General features: G+C 65.0%; 1 protein-coding gene. It reads right to left on the bottom strand.

Annotated features, from left to right (window positions below; translation table 11 throughout):
* The coding region (locus AC0IYH_RS32745; RefSeq protein WP_471838531.1) for a hypothetical protein at positions 1 to 254 on the bottom strand (254 nt) is incomplete at both ends.

The raw sequence follows: 254 nt of genomic DNA on the forward strand, positions 1-254 counted from the left end.
GCTTGGGCTGCGTCACGCCCTTCGCCATGCCCTCGCGCAGGCGGTCGGTCAGCCGCTGGTACAGCGCCGCATAGCCGGCGTTACGCTTCAGGTTATTGTCGTAATCCTGGACCGTCTTGAACGGCGCCGCGCCCTTGCCCGACGCGAAGTCCGGGTAGAAGGTCTGGAAGCCGTCGAAATGGCTGACCGGGAGCAACCGGACGATCGCCAGCAGTTCGGGCGTATAGCCCTTCAGCCCGATCCCGATCTGGTTG

Source organism: Pseudomonas sp. AC463 (assembly GCF_979253585.1).